Origin of the sequence: Mumia xiangluensis, from assembly GCF_010994095.1 — a bacterium.
GTDB classification, from domain to species: Bacteria; Actinomycetota; Actinomycetes; order Propionibacteriales; family Nocardioidaceae; genus Mumia; species Mumia xiangluensis.
The window spans coordinates 1,044,375-1,064,199 of sequence record NZ_WJYO01000001.1; the positions used below are offsets into that span (position 1 = coordinate 1,044,375).

A 19,825-nucleotide genomic window follows, 5' to 3' on the forward strand; every position below is an offset into this window, starting at 1 on the left:
GAATATCGCTTTCCGATAATAGGAAAGCGAGAGGAGGTCGCCATGACCTACTACCGTCAGGTCGGCAGGGTCCCCCGCCAGCGCCACACTCAGCTGCGCAACGATGACGGCGCGCTGCACTACGAGGAGCTGATGGGTGAGGAGGGGTTCTCGTCGGACTCGTCCCTGCTCTATCACCGCGGTGTTCCTCATGCGGTGAGCGCGAGCGAGGTCTGGGAGCTGCCCGATCTGGCCACGACTGCGAACCATCCGCTGCGGCTGATCCATCTCACGCTGCACGACCTGTTCGACGAGACCGAGGCCAAGGCGCTCGATCCGGTCACCGGGCGGCGGCTCGTGCTGGGCAACGGCGACGTGCGGATCTCGTACGTGGTGGCTGGCGAGTCGTCGCCGTACTACCGCAACGCGGTCGGAGACGAGTGCGTGTTCGTCGAGGCGGGGACGGGCGTGGTCGAGACCGTGTTCGGTGTCGTGCCGTACCGGGCGGGTGACTACGTCCTGATCCCGCGGGCGACCACGCACCGATGGGTGCCGGCTGAGCTCAGCCGTCTGTACGCGATCGAGGCCAACAGCCACATCGCGCCACCGAAACGCTATCTCTCGCGGTATGGGCAGCTGCTCGAGCACGCCCCGTACTGTGAGCGCGACCTGCACGGACCCGAGGAACCGTTCGTCGTCGAGGGAACCGATGTCGAGGTGTTGGTGAAGCACCGTGGGCGGGGCCCGTCGGGGATCGTGGGGACGCGGCTGACGTACGCCACCCACCCGTTCGACGTGGTCGGCTGGGACGGGTGTCTGTATCCGTACACGTTCAACATCGAGGACTACATGCCGATCACCGGCAAGGTCCACCAGCCGCCGCCGGTGCACCAGGTCTTCGAGGGCTACAACTTCGTGGTCTGCAACTTCCTGCCGCGCAAGGTCGACTACCACCCGCTGTCGATCCCGGTGCCGTACTACCACTCCAATGTCGACTCCGACGAGGTGATGTTCTACGTCGGTGGGGACTACGAGGCGCGTAAGGGGACGGGGATCGGTGTCGGCTCGATCTCGTTGCATCCGGGTGGGATCGCGCACGGTCCGCAGCCCGGCGCGGTCGAGGCGTCGATCGGTGTGCACGAGTTCGACGAGGTCGCGGTCATGGTCGACACGTTCCGTCCGCTGGAGATCGGGGAGGCCGGAGCAGCGACCGACGACCACGTGTACGGCACCGCCGCCGCCCGAGCGCTCAGCGACCGCCCCTCCGCCGGTTGAGCGCCCCCTCTCCCGCTGGTTGAGCGAGCTCCTTCCCGCTGGTTGAGCGAGCGAAGCGAGTCGAAACCCTCACCCGTCGAGCGCCCCCTCTCCCGCTGGTTGAGCGAGCGAAGCGAGTCGAAACCCCCGCCGGTCGAGCGCCCCCTTCCCGCTGGTTGAGCGAGCGAAGCGAGTCGAAACCCTCACCCCGGCTCCACCCTGTGCTTCCCGAGCCCCTTGAGTCCCTCGAAGTCCCGCCGGATCAGGGCTTCACGCTTCACGCGTGACCACCCCTGGATTCGCTTCTCCCAGGCGTACGCCTCGGCGATCGAGTCGGTCTCCTCGAAGAAGACGAGCTCGACCGGGCGCCGAGTGCGCGTGTAGGTGGCGCCAGAGCCCGCATTGTGCTGGTCGACACGCGCTGCCAGGTTGCGGGTGCTGCCGACGTAGTAGCTCCCGTCGGCGCATCGAAGGATGTAGACCCATGCCATGGGATGAACTGTGGCGTCTCTTGAGGTGTGAGCGGTGGTTGTCCACAGGGGTTTCGACTCGCTTCGCTCGCTCAACCAGCGGACGAGGGGCGCTCGACCGGCGGGGTTTCGACTCGCTTCGCTCGCTCAACCAGCGGACGAGGGGCGCTCGACCAGCGGACGGCGGGGCGCTCAACCAGCGGACCTGCGCTCGCTCAACCAGCGGGAGGGAGCGGCGGGTCGACGAGCCGCGGCACCAGCGTCGCGCCGTACAGCGCCAGACCAACGGGCACGGCGAGGATCGTCGCCAACGCGGCCGCAGATGCTGCCCCTGCCGCGAGGAGTGCACCGGCGAACGAGATGTAGAGCGACTGGGCAACCGTGGCGGAGAGCATCGCGGCTGCCGACATCCGTCCCTGGGTGTCCGGGGGCGTGAGCGTCAGCACGTGGTTGGCAAGCGTCGGGGACCCGATCCCCATTCCTGTCCCAGCGAGCGCCCACAGTGCGAGGCCGAGCCAGACCGGGACGGCGTCGAGAGCGACCAGTACGGGACCGGTGACCCCTGCGGCGATCAGGCAGAACGACACCCGCATCCGGCCCACGGTCGTGGTGCGGCGTTGGACGGTCCCCGTCCCGTTGAGCTGTGACCCGGCTGCCCAGGACAGACCGGTGATCGTCAGGCTGGCGCCCGCGAGCGTCGCCCCGAGTCCGTGTGTCTGCGTCAGCATGAGAGGGATGAAGGCGCCGGCTCCCGCGAAGGCTGAGGCCTGCACGCCGCGGAGCGCGACGGTCGCCGGGACACCGGGCCGGAGCCGGAGCGTGCCACGCGGCAGCACCCGGCGCGCGCCGAGGGCAACCATCGGCGTACCGATCGCCAGGGCGAGAACTCCGGCGTACCGGAGGGTGTCGTCGGTCGCCGCCGGACCCCCGAACGCCAGCGCACCGAGGCCGATCCCGATGAGCACCGCCGAGCCGATCGCCGCGCGGTCGGTCGCCGCGGCGTCCTGGACGTCCTGGGCGGAGGAGCGCAGGCGTCGCAACGACGGTGCGAGGCACAGCGCGGCCGGCGCCATCAGCACGACCGCCGCCGCGAAGACCGCACGCCAGCCCATGTGCTCGGCGATCGCCCCCGCGACCGGCGGGCCGACGAGCGACGGAAGCACCCACGCCGTGGCGATGGCGCCGAACATCGCTGGGCGGAGCGCGGCGGGCAACATCCGCGCGACCATCACCGTGAGCGCGACGTCGAGGAGTGCCTCGGCGACGCCCGCGGCGAGCCGCCCCGCGATGAACACGCCGATCGTCGGTGCGGCCGCCATCGCGAGCTGCGAGACGGCGAACACACCCATGCCTGCCACGAGCGCGGGCGCCGGACCACGGCGGTCGCACCACTGTCCGGCCGCGACCATCGCGATCACCGAGGCAGCGAGGGGAGCCGCCGCTGCGGTCCCGAACAGGCCGAGGCCGTCGAGCCGCTCGGTGACAGTCGGGAGGATCGCGATCGTGGCCCGGTTCTCGAAGGCCCCGAGCGTGACGAGCGCGAGAGCGCCGATGACGAACGGGAGGTGGCGGGGGTCGCGGAGCCGAGCGGGCGCTGTCGGACGCGAGACGGAGAGGGTCACCCGACGAGGGTCGTTGCTCAAGTGCACTTGAAGTCAAGGGTGGGGTTTCGACTCGCTTCGCTCGCTCAACCAGCGGAGGGAGGGGGTCGCTCAACCAGCGGAGGGAGGGAGCTCGCTCAACCGGCGGAGGGGGGTTTCGACTCGCTTCGCTCGCTCAACCGGCGGAGGGAGGGAGCTCGCTCAACCGGCGGAGGTGGGGTTTCGACTCGCTTCGCTCGCTCAACCAGCGAGGGAGGGAGCTCGCTCAACCAGCGGGGGCGGGGGCTACCGCATGATGCTCAGCGGGAGGTAGGCGCCGACCACCCAGTTCGGCGCATCCACGACCTCCGTGATCTTGAGGTCCACAGCAACGCTGCACAGCACGTACGCGTCCCGCGGGTCGAGCCCGTACGTCGCGGACAGGTGGTCGATCATCGCCCGCACCGCGTCCTGGGCGGCGCGCATCAACGACGGCGCCACACCGGTCGTCGCGTACCAGCCGGCGTCCTCGAGCCCAGCCCGCAGCGGGCCCGCAGTGCGTAGCTGGGGTGCGGGGATCGTACGGCCACGGTGCAGGCGTACGCGGACGGTGCCACGCGCCGCCCACTCGATCGCGCTCACGCACACCTCTCCGTCACCCTGGGCCGCGTGCGGATCGCCGATCGCGAGCCGTGCGCCCGGCACCTGCACCGGGAGGAACACCGAGGAGCCGACCACGAGGTCACGGCAGTCGAGGTTGCCGCCGAAGTGGCCCGGCGGCATCACAGGGAGGGGCTCGACGGTGTCCGGGCAGACACCGACCACCCCGAAGAACGGGCGGACCGGCACGCGGGCCACGTCGTGCAGGTCGGTGTGGTCGCCGGCGATCTCCCAGCGGTACAGGTACGGCTCGGTGAAGTCGTCGGAGAGCAAGCCCTCGCCTGGCACCATCGACGTCCAGCCGAAGCCTTTCGTGCCCGTCGCCTTGAGGATCTCGACCTCGAGCACGTCACCCGGCTGCGCATCGTGGACGAGGAGCGGTCCGACGAGCGGGTACGGCGGCAGGGCGGGATCCGCGACCGGCAGTGTCCCGCCCGTCGGCACCGCGTCGTACCGTCCGTTGACGGCGTCCTCGCACGCGAACGACACCGTGTCGCCCGACGCGATGGCGAGCCGAGGCTCGTGCGCCGTGGTCCAGAGGTGGTGCGGGTCGCCGGCGATGTCGTGGTGGGTCCCACGGACGATCCTCGCGTACGCCGATCGGCTCGCGGACCTTCGCTCGCCCCGCCGTTCGGGGGTAGCGTGACGAACATGGCCATCGAGCACACTCTGACCAGCGAGGAAGCCCTCGCCGGACTCGATGTCGACCAGCTCAAGCAGCTCGTCGGCCTGGTCGAGTACGACGAGGCGAACGACCCGTTCCCGGTGACCGGCTGGGACGCCGTCGTGTGGGTGGTGGGCAATGCTGCGCAGGCGGCTCACTACTACCAGTCGGTGTACGGGATGGAGCTGGTCGCGTACTCCGGTCCGGAGACCGGCAACCGCGACCACGCGGCGTACGTGCTGCGCAGCGGCGGGGTCCGCTTCGTCCTGAAGGGGGCTGTCGCGCCGGACAGCCCGCTGGTCGCGCACCATGCCGCGCACGGCGATGGCGTCGTCGACATCGCGCTGGAGGTCCCTGACGTCGACCGCTGCATCTCCCACGCACGCGAGCAGGGCGCGACGGTGCTCGAGGAGCCGCGCGACGTCACCGACGAGCACGGCACCGTCCGTGTCGGCGCGATCGCCACGTACGGCGACACCCGGCACACCCTGGTCGACAGGTCGCGGTACGACGGGCCGTACCTCCCCGGATACGTCGAGCGCCGCAGTGGTTTCGACCGGCTCAACCACCGGGGTGCGGCCGGCGCGCCGAAGCGCATCTTCCAGGCGCTCGACCACGTCGTCGGCAACGTGGAGCTCGGCCGGATGGACACCTGGGTCGACTTCTACCACCGGGTCATGGGCTTCACGAACATGGCGGAGTTCATCGGCGACGACATCGCGACCGACTACTCCGCGCTCATGAGCAAGGTCGTGGCCAGCGGCAACCACCGGGTGAAGTTCCCGCTGAACGAGCCTGCGGCCGGCAAGAAGAAGTCCCAGATCGACGAGTACCTCGAGTTCTACGGCGGTCCCGGTGCCCAGCACCTCGCCCTCGCCACGAACGACATCCTCGCGGCGGTCGACGTCCTGCGGGCCGAGGGCGTCGAGTTCCTCGTGACGCCGGACTCCTACTACACCGACCCGGAGCTGCGCGCCCGCATCGGCGAGGTGCGCGTGCCGATCGAGGAGCTCCAGGCCCGCGGGATCCTCGTCGACCGGGACGAGGACGGCTACCTCCTGCAGATCTTCACGAAGCCGATCGGGGACCGCCCGACGGTGTTCTTCGAGCTGATCGAGAGGCACGGGTCGCTGGGCTTCGGCAAGGGCAACTTCAAGGCGCTGTTCGAGGCGATCGAGCGGGAGCAGGAGCGGCGCGGCAACTTCTGACGCCGGTCCCGCCCGTACCGGTCACGGTGTGACGATCGCGAACGCGTCGTCCGGATCGTCGAGGGCTCCGATCAAGGCGGCGAGCGCGCCCGCGTCGCCCGCGACCTGGACGCCCGCTGCTTCCAGGTCGCCTCCGCCGACTGCCTGGAGCAGCCCGATCTTCGTCGCCGTCAGCGTCGCCTGGGCGTCTCCCTCGCTGTCGAGCACGAGGTCGCTCCTTCGGTGGACGAGGACGCCGTTGCGCAGCGTGAGGCGGTAGGTCTCCTCCAGGTCGGTGATCGACAGGTCGATGGAGACGTCGAGGTCCCACACCCGCGGCCCGTTGACGCGGATCGCCATCGAGTCGAACAGCTGGCTCGGGCTGAGCTGCGCGAGGATCGACGGTGCGTCGCTCGCGGTCGGGGTGCCGAAGTTGCTGCCGCGCAGCTCGGTGGCGCCGGAGAGGAAGAAGTTGCGCCAGGTCGCGTTCTCGGCGCCGTACGCGAGCTGCTCGAGGGTGTCGGCGTAGAGGTCGCGCGCGGCGGCGTGACTCTCGTCGGTGAACACCGCGTGGTCCAGCAGCGTCGCGGCCCAGCGGAAGTCACCGTCGTCGAAGGCGGCTCGGGCCAGGGAGACGACGTTGTCGATCCCGCCCATCGCCCCCACGTACCGCTTGGCCTGCTCCGCCGGAGGGTGCGGCCACAGACGTGCCGGGTTGCCGTCGAACCAGCCCATGTAGCGCTGGTAGACCGCCTTCACGTTGTGGCTGACCGAGCCGTAGTAGCCCCGCGTGTGCCAGGCGTTCTCCAACGCGGGCGGCAGCGTGATCTCCTCGGCGATCTCGGCCCCGGTGAGTCCGGTGTTGAGCATGCGCAGCGTCTGGTCGTGCAGGTAGGCGTACAGGTCGCGCTGCTGCGAGAGGAACGTCAGCACGCGGTCCGTGTCCCAGGTCGGCCAGTGGTGCGACGCGAACAGGACGTCGGTGCGCTCGCCGTACAGCGCGATGGCCTCGGTGAGGTACTGCGCCCAGATGTGTGGGTCGCGTACGAGGGCGCCGCGGAGCGTGAGGAGGTTGTGCAGGTTGTGGGTCGCGTTCTCGGCCATGCACAGCGCGCGCCAGCGCGGGAAGTAGAAGTGCATCTCCGACGGCGCCTCGGTCCCCGGTGCCATCTGGAACTCGATCTCGACGCCGTCGATCGTGCGCGTCTCACCCGTCTCGCTGATCGTGACCGTCGGCACGATGAGGCCGGGATGCCCGGTCGAGACGGTGGGTCCGAGACCGGCGTTCAGCTGGCCGGCGGGACCGCGATCCAGGGCCGCCCCGTACATGTAGGCGGCTCGACGGCCCATGGCCGTGCCGGCGTACACGTTCTCCGCGATCGCGTGCTCGAGGAAGCCCTCGGGAGCGATGACCTGCACCTTCCCCGAGTCGACCTCGTCCTGCGTGACCACCCCGAAGACGCCGCCGAAGTGATCGATGTGGCTGTGCGTGTAGATGATGGCGACGACGGGGCGGTCGCCACGTTGCGCGCGATAGAGCTCGAGCGCGGCTGCGGCGGTCTCCGCGGAGATCAGCGGGTCGATCACGATCAGCCCGGTGTCGCCCTCGACGAACGTGATGTTGGAGAGGTCGAGGCCCCGCCCCTGGTAGATCCCCTCGACGACCTCGTACAGCCCCTGCTTGGACGTCAGCTGCGCCTGCCGCCAGAGGCTCGGGTTCACCGTGGTCGGCGCATCGCCCTGGTGCACGAACGCGTAGTCGTCGGAGCTCCACACCACCCGCCCGTCCTCGGCCCGGACGACACCAGGGTCGAGAGCGACGAGGAAGCCGCGGTCGGCGTCCTCGAAGTCCTGCCGGTCGGACAGCGGCAACGATGTCAGCAGGTCGGCGTGGGCCGACTCGATCGAGGGTGTCGGGGGCTTGGGCTGCATGGTTCCTCCAGTAGCGACGAGACACGGCAACTGTGGCCGATCTGCCGAGGTCCGCAACCCGACCGGCGCGCTGCGCCTCGGAGTGGCACGTTGGTGCTCATGAGCAAGCACGCACGTCCGATCGGTGTGGACGTCGGCGGCAGCGGGATCAAGGGCGCGCCCGTCGACCTGAACAAGGGCGAGTTCGCCGACGACCGGCTCCGGATCGACACGCCCAAGGAGTCGACGCCGGACGCGGTCGCCGACGTGATCGCGGAGATCGTGGACCATTTCGCGAAGGACGACCGGAAGGTTCCCGTGGGCATCACGGTTCCGGCGGTCGTGACGCGTGGGCTCGTCCGTACGGCCGCGAACATCGACCGCAGCTGGATCGGCACCGACGCCGTACGCCTCCTCAGCGACCGTCTGAACCGGCAGGTCGTCGTCACGAACGACGCGGATGCGGCGGGGATCGGCGAGCTGGAGTACGGCGCCGGTCGCGGCACGTCAGGCCTGGTCATCATGACGACGCTCGGCACCGGGATCGGGACTGCGCTCATCAACGACGGCGAGCTGGTGCCCAACAGCGAGCTCGGCCACCTGCGCATCGACGGCGAGGACGCCGAGAAGTCCACCTCGTCCGCCGCACGGGAGAACGAGGACCTCTCGTGGGAGGAGTGGGCCGAGCGCCTCCAGCGCTACTACGCGCGCCTCGAGGACCTCCTCTGGCCCGACCTGTTCATCGTCGGAGGCGGGGTCGCCAAGCACGCCGACCAGTTCCTGCCGCTGCTGCACCTGCGCGCGCCGATCGTCGCCGCGCGCCTCGGCAACGCCGCCGGCATCATCGGCGCGGCGTTCCTCGCGTCACGCGCGCAGGGCTGACTCCCGTCACGTCGCCTGGAGCCCGCTCTCGGTGGCGCCGTCGGCGGAGTCGTCCGCGTCGTAGGTGAAGAACGAGATCCGTCCGTCGACCTCGAGGACGGCGATCTCGACGTCGGAGAGACGGCGTACGCCCTGTTCACGCGCCGAGGTCACCAGGTCCTCGAGGGCGAGCCGCTGGTCCTTCAGCACCTTCATGCGCGGCTCTCCGTCGCGCATGACCACGACGGGCGATCCCTTGATGAAGCGCAGCCGGTCGGGGAAGCGCCACGACAGCCAGGACAACGAGACCGTCAACAGCGTGAACGTGCCCACCGCGAGCACGGCACCGGTGATGGAGGTGTCCTGCTGGGTGACGGCGCCCTGGACGAGGTCTCCCATGACGATGAAGAGCACCAGCTCGAACGTGCTCAGCTCGCCGAGGGTGGAGCGGCCGACGGCTCGTGTGATGAGCCAGAGGAAGACGAAGACGATGATCGCGCGGACGACGATCTCCATCGTCGGCCTCCCTTCTCTGCGGTGGTGCGGTGGTGCTGCGGTCCTGGGGTACGGCGGTGGTGCGGTCGAGCGTCAGGGGAGGAGCGTCGTCCGGATCTCGGTCTCGGCCACCCGCTCGCTCCCGTCGGCGACGAACACCGTCGCCTGCTCGCCCTCCTGGCTCGAGGGCTGGATGTAGACGTCGAAGTCGATGCGCACCTCGGTGGCGCCGGGCTCGGCGGCGATCGTGAGGTACATGTACGTGCCGTCGGTGCTGGTGTCGCTCGGGTCGGGGAAGATCCCCTGGTGCTCGAAGATCGACATGTAGTCCTGCGAGATTCCGACCACGACCTCCTCGCCGACGCCGTCGGGGTTGGACACCGTGATGGTGAGGGGTGTGTCGAGCCCTGCGCGCGCGAGCCTCGGGTAGTCCACCGACAGCGTGAATCCGCCACCCTCGTCGGTCGCCGTCAGGTTGCGGACACCGAGCAGCCCGATCGCTCCGGCGACGACGAACAGGAAGAGCGCCCCGAGGATGAGTCGCGTCGTCCATCGCGCGGTGCCGGTGGTGCTGCCCTCGGGGACGTCGTCGTACGTGGTCGTCACGGGAGCCATCCTGCCGTGCCCGAGCCGGTGGGCGACCGACCTCGTCGGGCGGGTCGCACTAACGTGGGGGCATGGACTTCCGTCATCTCGGCAACAGCGGACTCAAGATCAGCGCGATCTCGTACGGCAACTGGCTGACGCACGGCTCTCAGGTCGAGGCCGACGTCGCGACCGCGTGCGTGAGGCAGGCCCTCGAGGAGGGCATCACCACGTTCGACACGGCGGACGTGTACGCCAACACCGCCGCGGAGTCGGTGCTCGGCGACGCCCTCGCCGGCGAGCGCCGCGAGTCGCTGGAGATCTTCACGAAGGTCTACTGGCCCACCGGACCCCGCGGGCACAACGACTCGGGTCTCTCGCGCAAGCACATCATGGAGTCGATCAACGGCTCGCTCCGTCGGCTCCAGACCGACTACGTCGACCTCTACCAGGCCCACCGCTACGACGTGGAGACGCCGCTGGAGGAGACGATGCAGGCCTTCGCCGACGTCGTACGCTCCGGCAAGGCCCTCTACATCGGTGTCTCGGAGTGGACCGCGGAGCAGCTCCGGGCCGGCCACGCGCTCGCGCAGGACCTCGGCATCCAGCTCATCTCGAGCCAGCCCCAGTACTCGATGCTGTGGCGTGTCATCGAGGCCGAGGTCGTCCCGACCAGCGAAGAGCTCGGCATCAGCCAGATCGTGTGGTCGCCGATCGCGCAGGGCGTCCTCACCGGCAAGTACAAGCCGGGACAGCCCGCTCCCGAGGGTTCGCGCGCCACCGACGACAAGGGCGGCGCGGACATGGTGTCCCGCTTCATGGACGACGACCTGCTCGGCCGGGTCCAGAAGCTCCAGCCGATCGCCGACGACGCGGGCCTGTCCATGGCGCAGCTCGCCGTCGCCTGGGTGCTGCAGAACCCGAACGTCGCCTCGGCGATCATCGGCGCATCCCGCCCCGAGCAGGTGACGGACAACGTCAAGGCTGCCGGCGTCACGCTCGACGCCGAGGTCCTCGCGTCGATCGACGACGTCCTCGGAGACGTGGTCGTCCGTGATCCCGCGATGACCGCCCGCAACGCGCCGAAGCACCGCCCGAGCTGACCGAGGGAGACAGGATGAGCCCGTTGGAGGACAAGGGACCGAGCCGGCACCTCACCGCGCTGTCCGAGCCGGAGTGCTGGTCGTTGATGGCCACCCAGGAGGTCGGTCGGATCGGGTTCGTGGCCGAGGGATACCCGCAGATCTTCCCGGTCAACTTCCAGGTGCACGAGCAGCGGGTCCTGTTCCGGACCACCCCGTACGGCGCGGTCGCGCGGGCAGTCACCGGCACGCCGATCGCGTTCGAGGTGGACACGATCGACGGGTCGACCCAGACCGGATGGTCGGTGCTGCTCACCGGCACGGGTCAGCACGAGACGGACCCGAAGGTGCTGGCCGACCTGTGGGGGCCGGACCGGGCGACGCCGTGGGCCGACGGCAGCCGCGTCCTGTGGATCGGGCTCACCCCTCTCGCCGTCAGCGGCCGCCGGATCGCCTGGTCCTGACCATGACCCAGCAGGTGAGCGCCGACGAGTTCGCGGACGTCCTCGACCAGGTGCGCCAGTTCGTGCGCAAGGAGGTCGTCCCGCGCGAGCGCGAGATCGCCGACTCCGACGCGATCCCCGACGACCTCCGGGCGATGGCACGCAAGATGGGGCTGTTCGGGTACGCGATCGACCAGGAGTGGGGCGGCCTCGGGCTCGACCTCGTCCAGGAGGTCGAGCTCGCCATGGAGCTCGGCTACACGTCGTTGGCGTTCCGCTCGATGTTCGGCACCAACAACGGGATTGCTGGGCAGGTCCTGGTCAACTTCGGGACCGACAGCCAGAAGGCGACGTGGCTCGAGCGGATCGCGAGCGGCGAGGTCGTGGCGTCGTTCGCGCTCACCGAGTCCGGGGCCGGCTCGAACCCCGCGGGGCTGCGCACCAAGGCCGTCCGCGCCGGCGACGGGTGGGCGATCACCGGCGAAAAGCGGTTCATCACCAACGCCCCGCTCGCGGACGTGTTCATGGTGTTCGCGCGCGTCGCGGACGACGGCGACGACGGGCAGATCGCGGTCTTCCTCGTCCCGGGCGACGCCGCCGGCCTCACGATCGGGCCGCACGACCGAAAGATGGGCCAGGAGGGCGCCTGGACGGCCGACGTCCACCTCGACGACGTCCGCGTCCCGGACGACGCACTCGTCGGAGGTGCGGTCGAGGTCGGCTACCGCGCCGCGATGACGTCGCTGGCGAAAGGGCGCGTCCACATCGCCGCTCTCGCCGTCGGTCAGGCGCAGCGGGCGCTCGACGAGTCCGTCGCGTACGCGGCGACCGCGACCCAGGGCGGCACTGAGATCGGCGACTTCCAGCTCGTGCAGGCGATGCTGGCCGACCAGCAGGTCGGCGTTCTGGCCGGGCGCAGCCTCGTCCGCGACACCGCGCTCCGCTACGTGAGCGGTGAGGACCGCCGGGTCGGCCCGTCGGCCGCGAAGCTGTACTGCACCGAGATGGCGGGGCGCGTCGCCGATCTCGCGGTCCAGGTCCACGGAGGATCGGGCTACATGCGTGAGTCGACGGTCGAGCGGATCTACCGCGACGTCCGGCTGCTGCGCCTGTACGAGGGGACGAGCGAGATCCAGCGGCTGATCATCGGGTCGAACCTCCTGCGGCAGAAGCGTCGCGACTCCTGATCAGCCCAGGCTGACCACGAGGTCGGCACGCCCGCGCGTCGCCTCGACGAGCCGGGCGTTCGCCTCGTCGCTGCGTTCCGTCCACGCCTGCGCCTCCGCCGGCGACTTCCCGTAGGCGACGTGCCGCGCGAGCAGCCGCCGTACGCGCAGCTCGTGGGGGACCTCGACGTACCAGCACTCGTCGAGGAGCGCGTGCACCTCGCGCCAGCCCGCCTCGTCCAGCAGCAGGTAGTTGCCCTCGGTGAGGACGAGGTCGGCGTCGCGGGACACGGCGATCGCTCCCGCCAGCGGCTGCTCGAGGCGACGCTCGAACGACGGCACGTAGACGACCGGCTCCTGCCGCGCTGCGACGCGGCTCAGCGCGGCGGCGTACCCGCCGACGTCGAACGTCTCCGGCGCTCCCTTCACGTCCCGAAGGCCGAGCCGGTCGAGCGCGACGTCCGCGAGGTGGAAGCCGTCCATCGGGACGTGCGCGACCGCGAGATCGGTGGTCCGGGCGGTGACCTGCTCGACGAGCCAGGACTTCCCGACCCCCGGCGGCCCGGTGATGCCGAGGACGCGCCCGCCGCGGCGTACGAGGTGACGCGCGCGGGCGGCGACGCGCTCGAGGTCGTCCAGGACGGTCGTCACGAACCCCAGTGTGACGGCGCATGGGCGGTGGCGCTGCGGGTACACCGGAGACGAGCGACGAAGGAGTGGAGCCAGATGCCCCGAGGCAAGTCACCCGGTCCGAGCGTGAAGGACAAGGAGCTGTACGAGGAGCTGCGCGACGAGGGCAACTCCAAGCAGAAGTCGGCCCGGATCGCGAACGCCGCCGCCAACCGCGGGCGATCCTCGGTCGGCCGCAAGGGCGGCAAGTCCGGCGACTACGACGACTGGCCCAAGCAGGACCTCTACGACCGCGCCAAGGAGATCGGTATCGACGGGCGTTCGTCGATGACGAAGAAGGAGCTCATCGCGGCGCTCCGCAACAGCTGAGGGCGACGAGCACTACGCTGGTGCCCACGCCGAACCGACGGAGGTCGCATGGGCATCGTGACGCGGGGGTTCCGCGGTCGACGGGGTGGTGGCGACGTGACGCTGCCCCCCGGCCAGTACCTCGAGACGGGCTTTCCCGTGCTCTCGGCGGGTCCGACGCCGCAGATCGCCCCTGCGGCGTGGGCGTTCGAGATCACCACCGAGTCCGGCCAGGAGCACCGGTGGAGCTGGGCCGAGCTCCAGGCCCTCCCGCGCGAGGACATCACCGTCGACATCCACTGCGTTACCAAGTGGTCGAAGCTCGGCACCCGCTGGACCGGGGTCAGCCTCGACGTACTGCTGTCCGGGATCGACACGAGCGCCTCGTACGCGCTGGTCCACTCGTACGGCGGCTACACCACCAACCTGCCGCTCGCTGACCTGCGCCAGGGGCAGGCGTGGGTCGCGTACGGGTACGACGGCCGCCCGCTGCGCCCGGAGCACGGCGGTCCCGCCCGCCTGCTGGTGCCTCACCTGTACTTCTGGAAGTCCGCCAAGTGGGTGCAACGGCTCGAGCTCCTCACCGAGGACCGGCTCGGCTTCTGGGAACGCGCGGGCTACCACGCGTACGGCGACCCGTGGCGCGAGCAGCGCTACGCGGGCGACTGACGGGGGACGGGCATGGTCGGGATGCCATGGCGTCGAGCCGTCGTGCTCGCGCACCGTCGGGAAGCGTCGATGGCGGCGACGCTGCTCCTGCACGTCGAAGGACAACCCGCGGGTGTCGCCGGTCAGCGGGTCGAGATCCGGCTGACGGCCGAGGACGGCTACACCGCGGACCGCGAGTACTCGCTCGCGCGGACGGGCGAGGCCGACCGGGCTGAGATCACCGTCCAGGCGATCGACGGAGGCGAGGTCTCCCCGTTCCTCGTCGAGGACATCGAGGTCGGGGTCGAGCTCGAGGCGCGCGGTCCCATCGGGGGCTGGTTCGTGTGGCGCCCGGACCAGACCGAGCCTGTGACGCTGATCGCCGGCGGATCCGGGGTGGTCCCGTTGATGGCGATGATCCGAGCCCGACGCGCGGCCGGGAGCAAGGTGCCGTTCCGGCTGATCTACTCGGTGCGCTCCCGCGAGGAGATGTTCTACCGGGCCGAGCTGCGTCAGCCCGACCCAGGCGTCGACGTGACGGTCGTGCACACGCGCGAGGCGCCGGAGGGATCACCCCGGCCCGCGGGCCGGATCACCGTCGCCGACGTCAACAGCGGCGGCTGGCCGCCGGACTTCGCCCCGTCCTGCTACGTGTGCGGGCCGACCGGATTCGTCGAGTCCGTCGCCGACATGCTCGTCGCGCTGGGGCACGACCCGCACCGCGTCCGCACCGAGCGATTCGGTCCCACGGGATGACGCTGGATGCGGCGGGCTGTCCCGCGCGACATGATGGGCCCAGGACGACCGGAGCGGGGGCAGGCGATGACCGACACGAGTGACGACGTCGAGCTGAGGATCACCGGAGGTCTCGCCGGCACGCAGACCGCGGAGCTGGCGGTCTCCGAGCGGGGGACCGCGGACCTCCTGGCGGTGCTCGACGCGCACGAGATCGGCTACGACGTGCTCGAGAAGCGCATCGAGTCGCTGCCGGGCGGCACGATCCTCTCCGTCGGGTCGTTCCACCTCGGCGAGGACGGGTCGGGCCTCGGCGAGGCTCTGCACGACTACGCTCGCCGCCTCGAGCCGACGGTGCCCCTGGTGACCATCGGTGGCGTTCCGTACGAGATCGCCGAGACCGCCGCAGTCGCCTCGGCGCTGATCGCGCTGCGGACCGCGCAGGACCAGCAGGACGCCGACGCCGACGAGGCGCGGGCGACGTGGCAGCGCGAGTACGAGATGGAGCAGGGTGCGGAGGACTCGGAGGAGCCGAAGACCTAGCAGTACCCGGCCATCAAGTGGTGGCGGCGGGCCGAATACCGGTCCGTCCCTCACGCGGTCCCTTCACGCGAAGACTTGCTTGTGTGACCGGTGGTTCGTCGTTCCTGCGAGTCTTGCGAGGAGGACCTAGCGGTCGCGCGGGGACGGGTCGCCGCGCTCAGGCGGCGTGAAACCACTTGGCGAGCTTGTCGAGCTCGCCCTCCGTGGCTGCCGCAGGCTTCGTGGGCTCTGGCTCTGGCGCGGTCTCTGGCGCGGTCTCTGGCGCGGTCTCGGCTGCTGGCGAGGGCTCGGAGTCGGGCGTGACTGCCTCGGCGGGTGCGGGCTCCTCGACCGCGCGCTCCACCGGCAGCCAGTCTGCGGGCACCGGGAGACTGGGGCGTGGCGCGCCGGGCTCGTCCAGCAGCGCCGTCAGCCGCTCGATCTCACGCGCGAGCTGGATCTCGGGCGCGACCTCCTCCTCGGCGACGAGGTACTTCGCGACGTGCTCAGTGACCACCGGGTCGGAAGCCGGCACCGGTGCGGGGGGCGCGGCGGTCGCCACCGGCGGAGCGGGCAGGACGAGGCCGACGCTGTCGAGGCGGGCCGCCCCCACCGTCCGTGCGACGAGCGTGACCGTGAGGACCAGCGTGATCGACACCCAGGTCGTCACCAGAGGCTCGACCGTCACCTCGGGCGCGAGGGGGAGGATGAGGTTGAACGGCACCAGGGCCGCGCCGAGGGCGAGAAGGAACACGGTGCCGAGCGGCCGCCACCACCGGCTCTCCCACCCGAACAGCACGCGGTCGCGCTCGTCGACGCGGGCCCGGTAGGCGGGGACGTCGATCTCGAGGCTGCTCAACCACCGGCGCTGGGAGGCCGTCGTACGGCGCCACCTGCGGCGTACGAGCCAGTCGGCGACGACGCCGGTGACCATCGCGACGAGGATCAGCGCCAGCACGGGAACCACCAGTGCGTCAGGGAGGCCCGTCATCGTGAGCACGATGCTCAGAATTGCGGCGACCGTGGTGGTCACCAGTCCGATCCACAGGGCTGCGGGCGTCCCCGAGCGTCCGGCCTCCATGCCACCTCCTCGTCCGAGCGCCTCCCCGACGGAAGCACGAAACCAGTCCAACAGGACAACGCGGACTCGTCCACTCCAAGTTCCGGGCAGTCGGTGAGGTTCATCACCGAAGCGCTACGACGCCGGGGATCGCATGCCTAGGATGGGCGCGTGATCGACATCGACGACGAGGTGACGCCGCGCGACGGCGCCGTGGACGCGACCGGCATGCGAAGCGCGCTCGCCTGGCTGATGGCCGTAGGAGGCGCGATCGGCGTCCTGGCCTCGTCGATCCTCACCTACGACAAGATCGCGCTGCTCCTCGACGGAGACAAGAAGCTCGCCTGCTCGTTCAACGTGTGGGTCGACTGCGGTGGCGTGGTCTCCAGCTCGCAGTCCTCCCTGTTCGGGTTCCCCAACACGTTCCTCGGCATGATCGGGTTCGCGGTCGTGACCACCCTCGGGGTGCTCCTGCTGTCCGGCGTCCGCCTGCCGGAGTGGTTCTGGGTCGGCCTCCAGGTCGGGGTCGTGCTCGCGATCGCGCTGATCTTCTTCCTCCAGTTCACGAGCATCTTCGACCTCTACAAGCTCTGCCCGTACTGCATGGTCGTGTGGACGGTGACGATCCCGCTCTTCGTCTCGGTCACGGCGCGCAACCTGCGCTCGTGGGCGCCGACCGCGGCGATCACGCGGTTCGTGTCCAACTGGACGCTGCTGATCATCCTGCTGTGGTACGTCGCCGTCGTCGCCGTGATCTGGTTCCAGTTCGGGCCGGACCGCCTCTTCTCCTGACCCTCGGCCGTCTCCTACCAGTCGCGGGCGATGCGGTCGCGGAACCACGCGTACGAGGCCTTCGGGGTCCGGTCGCCGGTCGCGAAGTCGACATGGGTGAGCCCGAAGCGCTGGGTGTAGCCCTCCGCCCACTCGAAGTTGTCGAGCAGCGACCACGCGAGGTAGCCGCGCACGTCGACCCCGGCGTCGCGGGCAGCGCCGACAGCGTCGATGTGGGCGTCCAGGTACGCGATGCGTGCCGCGTCGTCGATCGTGCCGTCCGGTCCCGGCTCGTCCGGGTAGGAGCAGCCGTTCTCGGTGATCACGACCGGCGGCAGGGCATCGCCGTATGTGTCGCGTAGTCCGACGAGCAGCTCGGTCAGGCCCTCGGGGACGACGGGCCAGCCGAAGCCGGTCGTCGGGTGGTCCTCGATCGGCACGATCTCGAACGGCAGCGGGTTGTCGGCGCCGGGGGCCGTGACGAGCGTCGGGTTGTAGTAGTTCACGCCGAGCAGGTCGAGCGGCTGCGCGATGGTGTCCAGGTCGCCGTCGCGCGCGACCGCACCCTCGGCCTCGGCGAGCACGTCGGGGTAGCTGCCCAGCAGCACGGTGTCGAGGAACATCCGGTTGTGGAACGCGTCGTAGACCTGCGCCGCCGCGGCATCCTCCGGTGACGCCGACGTCGCGCGTACGGGGGTCAGGTTGTTCACCAGCATCACGGGGACGTCCCCGGCGCTGCGCAGCGCCTGCACGGCGAGCCCGTGGCCGAGCAGCTGGTGGTGGCCCGCCGCGAAGGCGTCGAGCAGCAGCACCCTGCCCGGCGCGTGCGTCCCGAAGGCGTAGCCGAGCGCCATGTGCACGAAGGGTTCGTTGAGCGTCCCCCAGCAGGCGACCCGGTCGCCGAGAGCGTCGGCGACCACGGCGGCGTACTCGGCGAAGCGTTCCGCGGTGTCACGCACCAGCCATCCGCCGGCGTCCTCCAGCGGCTGCGGGAGGTCCCAGTGGAAGAGGGTCGCGAAGGGGGCGATGCCACGCTCGAGCAGCCCGTCGACGAGCCGGTCGTAGTAGGCCAGGCCACCGGGGTTCACACGGCCATGGCCCAGAGGCTGCACGCGTGGCCACGCGATCGAGAACCGGTACGCGTTCGCGCCGAGGCCGCTCAGGAGCTCGACGTCCTCGGGCCACCGGGTGTAGGAGTCGCAGGCGTTCGCGCCCGACGAGCCGTCGGCGACACGACCCGGCTCGGCGCTGAAGGTGTCCCAGATGCTCGGGCCGCGGCCGTCGGCAGTGACCGCTCCCTCGATCTGGTAGGCCGCGGTGGCTGCGCCCCACCAGAAGGAGCCCTCCTCCTCGCTGGTTGAGCGGCCCTCCTCCTCGCTGGTTGAGGCGCCCTCCCTCTCGCTGGTTGAGCGGCCCTCCTCCTCGCTGGTTGAGGCGCCCTCCTCCTCGCTGGTTGAGCGAGCGGAGCGAGTCGAAACCCTAGTCACATCTCCCGTCATGGGCACATACTGGGCGCGTGTCCAAGATCACGCAACCCCCGGAGCCCGCGCTGCGCCGCGCCCGGGTGGCTACCTCGGTCGGCTTCTTCCTCCAGGCGGCGATCCTCGTCACGATCCTGTCGAGGCTGCCTGACTTCCAGGACGAGCGCGGTGTCACCGAGGGCGACGTCACGCTCCTCCTGCTGCTGACCTCGGTCATCGCCGGCGGCGGGTCGCTGCTGGCGGAGCGGATCGCGGTGCGACGCTCCAGCGCCCTGGCGCTGCGTCTCGCGCTGCTGACGATCGGCGTGATGGTCGTCGTGATCGGCTTCGCCGAGTCCAAGCCGGCGATGTACGCGGCGTTCGCCGTGTACGGGATCGGCGTGGGCGCGACCGACGCCTCGACGAACATGCAGGGCGTGACGGTCCAGCGCCTGTACGGCCGCAGCATCATGACCAGCTTCCACGGGATGTGGAGCATCGGTGCCATCGTCGGAGCCTTGTACGCCGCGGGGTGCGCGAAGCTCGAGATCGGGCTGATGCCGTCGCTGGTGGCTGTCGGCGTGGTCGGCGTGGCAGCCACCCTGGTGATCTCGCCGTACCTGGTGCGTCCTGCCGTCGAGCACGAGGCGAGCGAGGTCTCAGAGGTGGAGCGACCGCCGCTGCACGTACCGTGGCGCCCGCTCGTCGCGCTGGGCCTCGTCGTCGTGGTCTTCTACCTGGCCGACACGTCGGTGATGAGCTGGAGCACGATCTACCTCCACGACGTCCTCGACGCGGCGAAGTCGGTGGCGCCGCTCGGCTACGCCGCGTACCAGGTCGGTGCCGTCGTCTCCCGCCTGGCGGGAGACAGGTTCGTCGTCCGGTACGGCGCGGTGGCCGTCGTCCGCGCGGGGACCGTGGTCGGCATCGTCGCGCTCGCCCTCGTCGTCGTGGCGCCGTCCCCGGCTCTGGCGATCGCCGCGTTCGGCCTGATGGGTCTCGGCCTCCCGGTGATCATCCCGCTCGCGTTCGCCGCGGCAGGCAACCTGCCCGGCTCCGACGCCGACGTGGCGATCGCGCGCCTCAACCTCTTCAACTACCTGGGCAACATCATCGGCGCGGGACTCATCGGGGCGCTCGCGACCGAAGGCGCGCTCCGCTGGATCTACGTCGTGCCGCTCGTGCTGGTGCCGCTGATCCTGCTGGTCGCACGGGCGTTCGCCCCCGAGCGGGAGACGATCGGCGTCGTCGCCGCGGAGGACCAGACCCCCTGACGACCGCGTCGCCACCGATGAGATCGGGGAGGCCGCTCGG

The 19,825-nt window shown here is 70.3% G+C and carries 21 protein-coding genes; 12 read left to right on the forward strand and 9 right to left on the reverse strand.

What is annotated here, in order from left to right; all coding sequences use genetic code 11:
- The first annotated feature begins 42 nt into the window (after window positions 1–42).
- The gene (locus GH747_RS04755; RefSeq protein WP_149768364.1) at window positions 43–1,254 is read left to right on the forward strand and encodes a homogentisate 1,2-dioxygenase; all 1,212 of its coding nucleotides are present in this window, start codon (window positions 43–45) and stop codon (window positions 1,252–1,254) included.
- 182 nt (window positions 1,255–1,436) lie between these two features.
- On the opposite strand, the gene GH747_RS04760 is transcribed toward GH747_RS04755, so the two are convergent.
- From GH747_RS04760 to GH747_RS04770, 3 genes are all read right to left on the reverse strand, one after another.
- Window positions 1,437–1,724: a GIY-YIG nuclease family protein gene (locus tag GH747_RS04760; RefSeq protein ID WP_149768365.1), complete on the reverse strand. Its 288-nt coding sequence runs from the start codon at window positions 1,722–1,724 to the stop codon at window positions 1,437–1,439.
- Between the two features lie 194 nt (window positions 1,725–1,918).
- Window positions 1,919–3,325, reverse strand: coding sequence for an MFS transporter (locus GH747_RS04765; RefSeq protein WP_163695293.1), 1,407 nt, complete (start codon window positions 3,323–3,325; stop codon window positions 1,919–1,921).
- A 264-nt stretch (window positions 3,326–3,589) separates the two neighbouring features.
- Window positions 3,590–4,609 (reverse strand): acetamidase/formamidase family protein, encoded by a 1,020-nt coding sequence (locus tag GH747_RS04770; RefSeq protein WP_205602759.1) that lies wholly within the window; start codon window positions 4,607–4,609, stop codon window positions 3,590–3,592.
- Here GH747_RS04770 and hppD point away from each other — a divergent pair.
- Window positions 4,595–5,815, forward strand: coding sequence for a 4-hydroxyphenylpyruvate dioxygenase (gene hppD / locus GH747_RS04775; protein WP_149768367.1), 1,221 nt, complete (start codon window positions 4,595–4,597; stop codon window positions 5,813–5,815). The genes GH747_RS04770 and hppD overlap by 15 nt on opposite strands.
- A 21-nt stretch (window positions 5,816–5,836) precedes the next feature.
- On the opposite strand, the gene GH747_RS04780 is transcribed toward hppD, so the two are convergent.
- Window positions 5,837–7,726, reverse strand: a complete 1,890-nt coding sequence (locus GH747_RS04780) for an alkyl/aryl-sulfatase (protein ID WP_149768368.1) — start codon at window positions 7,724–7,726, stop codon at window positions 5,837–5,839.
- 99 nt (window positions 7,727–7,825) lie between these two features.
- Here GH747_RS04780 and ppgK point away from each other — a divergent pair, with 99 nt between their 5' ends.
- The gene (gene ppgK / locus GH747_RS04785) at window positions 7,826–8,587 is read left to right on the forward strand and encodes a polyphosphate--glucose phosphotransferase (protein WP_149768369.1); all 762 of its coding nucleotides are present in this window, start codon (window positions 7,826–7,828) and stop codon (window positions 8,585–8,587) included.
- 6 nt (window positions 8,588–8,593) lie between these two features.
- On the opposite strand, the gene GH747_RS04790 is transcribed toward ppgK, so the two are convergent.
- Together GH747_RS04790 and GH747_RS04795 are read right to left on the reverse strand one after the other, a co-directional pair.
- Window positions 8,594–9,082 carry a DUF421 domain-containing protein gene (locus tag GH747_RS04790; RefSeq protein WP_149768370.1) on the reverse strand — a complete coding sequence of 163 codons (489 nt, stop codon included), beginning with the start codon at window positions 9,080–9,082 and terminating at the stop codon, window positions 8,594–8,596.
- 72 nt (window positions 9,083–9,154) lie between these two features.
- Window positions 9,155–9,667: a hypothetical protein gene (locus GH747_RS04795; protein WP_149768371.1), complete on the reverse strand. Its 513-nt coding sequence runs from the start codon at window positions 9,665–9,667 to the stop codon at window positions 9,155–9,157.
- Between the two features lie 71 nt (window positions 9,668–9,738).
- Between GH747_RS04795 and GH747_RS04800 the strand changes: the two genes are divergently transcribed.
- Genes GH747_RS04800 through GH747_RS04810 form a run of 3 tightly spaced genes read left to right on the forward strand, consistent with a single transcriptional unit; the run spans window position 9,739 to window position 12,358 of the window.
- Entirely contained in the window at window positions 9,739–10,749 is a 1,011-nt protein-coding gene (locus GH747_RS04800; protein WP_149768372.1) for an aldo/keto reductase family protein, read from the forward strand.
- 14 nt (window positions 10,750–10,763) lie between these two features.
- Window positions 10,764–11,192, forward strand: coding sequence for a pyridoxamine 5'-phosphate oxidase family protein (locus tag GH747_RS04805; RefSeq protein ID WP_149768373.1), 429 nt, complete (start codon window positions 10,764–10,766; stop codon window positions 11,190–11,192).
- Between the two features lie 2 nt (window positions 11,193–11,194).
- Window positions 11,195–12,358, forward strand: a complete 1,164-nt coding sequence (locus GH747_RS04810) for an acyl-CoA dehydrogenase family protein (RefSeq protein WP_149768374.1) — start codon at window positions 11,195–11,197, stop codon at window positions 12,356–12,358.
- On the opposite strand, the gene GH747_RS04815 is transcribed toward GH747_RS04810, so the two are convergent.
- Window positions 12,359–12,988: a nucleoside/nucleotide kinase family protein gene (locus GH747_RS04815; protein WP_228552772.1), complete on the reverse strand. Its 630-nt coding sequence runs from the start codon at window positions 12,986–12,988 to the stop codon at window positions 12,359–12,361. It lies immediately after the preceding gene.
- A gap of 75 nt (window positions 12,989–13,063) precedes the next feature.
- Here GH747_RS04815 and GH747_RS04820 point away from each other — a divergent pair, with 75 nt between their 5' ends.
- The 4 genes from GH747_RS04820 to GH747_RS04835 all read left to right on the forward strand — a co-directional run bounded on the left by GH747_RS04820 (window position 13,064) and on the right by GH747_RS04835 (window position 15,241).
- The gene (locus GH747_RS04820; protein WP_149768375.1) at window positions 13,064–13,336 is read left to right on the forward strand and encodes a DUF7218 family protein; all 273 of its coding nucleotides are present in this window, start codon (window positions 13,064–13,066) and stop codon (window positions 13,334–13,336) included.
- Window positions 13,337–13,384: 48 nt separating this feature from the next.
- On the forward strand, window positions 13,385–13,984 hold the full coding sequence (locus GH747_RS04825; protein ID WP_149768376.1) for a sulfite oxidase-like oxidoreductase: 600 nt from the start codon (window positions 13,385–13,387) through the stop codon (window positions 13,982–13,984).
- Window positions 13,985–13,996: 12 nt separating this feature from the next.
- Window positions 13,997–14,719, forward strand: coding sequence for an FAD-binding oxidoreductase (locus GH747_RS04830; protein ID WP_228552773.1), 723 nt, complete (start codon window positions 13,997–13,999; stop codon window positions 14,717–14,719).
- 66 nt (window positions 14,720–14,785) lie between these two features.
- Window positions 14,786–15,241 (forward strand): hypothetical protein, encoded by a 456-nt coding sequence (locus GH747_RS04835; protein WP_149768377.1) that lies wholly within the window; start codon window positions 14,786–14,788, stop codon window positions 15,239–15,241.
- A 157-nt stretch (window positions 15,242–15,398) separates the two neighbouring features.
- Here GH747_RS04835 and GH747_RS04840 read toward each other — a convergent pair whose 3' ends face one another.
- Window positions 15,399–16,301: a hypothetical protein gene (locus GH747_RS04840; RefSeq protein WP_149768378.1), complete on the reverse strand. Its 903-nt coding sequence runs from the start codon at window positions 16,299–16,301 to the stop codon at window positions 15,399–15,401.
- A 150-nt stretch (window positions 16,302–16,451) separates the two neighbouring features.
- Here GH747_RS04840 and GH747_RS04845 point away from each other — a divergent pair, with 150 nt between their 5' ends.
- A complete protein-coding gene (locus GH747_RS04845) occupies window positions 16,452–17,072 on the forward strand; it encodes a vitamin K epoxide reductase family protein (protein ID WP_149768379.1) in 621 nt (206 codons plus the stop codon).
- A 14-nt stretch (window positions 17,073–17,086) separates the two neighbouring features.
- Here the strand turns inward: GH747_RS04845 and GH747_RS04850 are convergent, their stop codons facing one another.
- Complete coding sequence (locus tag GH747_RS04850) at window positions 17,087–18,550, reverse strand: GH1 family beta-glucosidase (protein WP_205602760.1); 1,464 nt, start codon at window positions 18,548–18,550, stop codon at window positions 17,087–17,089.
- A 17-nt stretch (window positions 18,551–18,567) separates the two neighbouring features.
- Between GH747_RS04850 and GH747_RS04855 the strand changes: the two genes are divergently transcribed.
- The gene (locus GH747_RS04855) at window positions 18,568–19,785 is read left to right on the forward strand and encodes an MFS transporter (protein ID WP_149768380.1); all 1,218 of its coding nucleotides are present in this window, start codon (window positions 18,568–18,570) and stop codon (window positions 19,783–19,785) included.
- The last annotated feature ends 40 nt before the right edge of the window (window positions 19,786–19,825 follow it).

Coding starts and splice junctions, on each gene's coding strand:
- GH747_RS04755 (WP_149768364.1), top strand. CDS start 43: ATGACCTACTACCGTCAGGTCGGCAGGGTCCCCCGCCAGCGCCACACT.
- GH747_RS04760 (WP_149768365.1), bottom strand. CDS start 1,724: ATGGCATGGGTCTACATCCTTCGATGCGCCGACGGGAGCTACTACGTC.
- hppD (WP_149768367.1), top strand. CDS start 4,595: ATGGCCATCGAGCACACTCTGACCAGCGAGGAAGCCCTCGCCGGACTC.
- GH747_RS04780 (WP_149768368.1), bottom strand. CDS start 7,726: ATGCAGCCCAAGCCCCCGACACCCTCGATCGAGTCGGCCCACGCCGAC.
- ppgK (WP_149768369.1), top strand. CDS start 7,826: ATGAGCAAGCACGCACGTCCGATCGGTGTGGACGTCGGCGGCAGCGGG.
- GH747_RS04790 (WP_149768370.1), bottom strand. CDS start 9,082: ATGGAGATCGTCGTCCGCGCGATCATCGTCTTCGTCTTCCTCTGGCTC.
- GH747_RS04800 (WP_149768372.1), top strand. CDS start 9,739: ATGGACTTCCGTCATCTCGGCAACAGCGGACTCAAGATCAGCGCGATC.
- GH747_RS04805 (WP_149768373.1), top strand. CDS start 10,764: ATGAGCCCGTTGGAGGACAAGGGACCGAGCCGGCACCTCACCGCGCTG.
- GH747_RS04810 (WP_149768374.1), top strand. CDS start 11,195: ATGACCCAGCAGGTGAGCGCCGACGAGTTCGCGGACGTCCTCGACCAG.
- GH747_RS04820 (WP_149768375.1), top strand. CDS start 13,064: ATGCCCCGAGGCAAGTCACCCGGTCCGAGCGTGAAGGACAAGGAGCTG.
- GH747_RS04825 (WP_149768376.1), top strand. CDS start 13,385: ATGGGCATCGTGACGCGGGGGTTCCGCGGTCGACGGGGTGGTGGCGAC.
- GH747_RS04830 (WP_228552773.1), top strand. CDS start 13,997: ATGGTCGGGATGCCATGGCGTCGAGCCGTCGTGCTCGCGCACCGTCGG.
- GH747_RS04835 (WP_149768377.1), top strand. CDS start 14,786: ATGACCGACACGAGTGACGACGTCGAGCTGAGGATCACCGGAGGTCTC.
- GH747_RS04840 (WP_149768378.1), bottom strand. CDS start 16,301: ATGGAGGCCGGACGCTCGGGGACGCCCGCAGCCCTGTGGATCGGACTG.
- GH747_RS04850 (WP_205602760.1), bottom strand. CDS start 18,550: ATGACGGGAGATGTGACTAGGGTTTCGACTCGCTCCGCTCGCTCAACC.